Consider the following 1,173-nt stretch of genomic DNA (forward strand, 5'->3'; position numbering starts at 1 on the left):
AAGGGATACCGAGAGAACAGATTCAAGAAATTCTGGAGCATAAATCACCATGGACTTGCGATGCTTACATTCAGGCGGTGGGCTCGGACCTGATGCCAGCGCTAGAAAGAGCAACAGATCGAGGGGTTGGGGAAGTTTTCGCCATTCTGAGCGAAGCCTACTTCTTCAAGGGTAAAATCACCGATGACATTGGAAAGAAGGCCATCGCCATCCCCACAGTTAACCGCCATGAACCAGCTGCGAATGAAATACCAGTGCCTGCCGTCGTTGGTGGCTGTGGCAAGAAAGGTGCTTGCACCAAACATCCATTCTGGGCCTGTTACAACGGCTGCCCCCATTTTTTGGCTTGGAAAAAGGCAGATCATCGAAAGTCCTTGGATTACGTCGAGTCAGAACTGGCACGCTGGGGTAAGGCTGAGGGAGGAAAGGAGCGAAGTAAGCTACATAAAGACTTTGACCGGATGGCAGCCTCCATTCGAGATGTTGTTCAACAGGTAGAAGCCGTTAACGCGGATGCAGCAGAATGAATGCAATTGAACTCAGGCAATGGCTTTCTGAGATCCCAGCCAATAGCGTTCTGGTAGGCAAGGCTTCCCCATTATTGGACGAACTCCCGCATGGAGCTTCATTTAAAGACGATGAATGGGATGTTATTGACTGGTTGACTAGAGGGGTATCCAGAAGACGAATCGCCGCCCTACGATTCTTTGGGATCATTCACACGGACATACGGGTCCTGGCCAAGTTGTGGGTGCTGGACGGTCGGCTAAAGAAGAAAACAGGCAAAGGCGTAGCGGATAGCAAGATTAACGTTATGACAGCACTGGCTGAGGTTCTCGGAGCGCGCCCATTGCTCACGCTCAAAACCGATGACTTTTACCACGCAGAGAAACTGATTGCTGAGAAGTACAGTGAGGGAACCGCATTCAGACAGTCGGGTTATCTGGAGGTGGCATCGTCGTGGCTGGGGGTCAGCCTCGGCCTTCCCCTCGACTATCAAACCAAGCTCACTAACCCCGCAGTTCATGGGAGATATGGCAAGGAGGAAGGCAGGGCCGATAAGCTGGTTCCGGATAGGGTATTCCGCGACCTAATCTCAGCGAGGCACAGAGACGACCTCATAGTTAAAGACGCCTTCTTACTGAACGTCTTGGCAGTTCAGATGGGTACGGG

At 51.7% G+C, this 1,173-nt stretch carries 2 protein-coding genes; both read left to right on the top strand.

Features of this window, described 5'->3' with window-relative positions; genetic code table 11:
- A partial coding sequence (locus tag V6D20_04280; GenBank protein HEY9815010.1) for a hypothetical protein occupies positions 1-527 on the top strand: 527 nt, incomplete at its 5' end.
- Positions 524-1,173, top strand: a 650-nt coding sequence (locus V6D20_04285) for a hypothetical protein (protein ID HEY9815011.1), incomplete at its 3' end; no start/stop codon positions are given. The genes V6D20_04280 and V6D20_04285, both read left to right, overlap by 4 nt.

The sequence above is a fragment of the Candidatus Obscuribacterales bacterium genome, assembly GCA_036703605.1.
GTDB lineage: Bacteria > Cyanobacteriota > Cyanobacteriia > RECH01 > RECH01 > RECH01.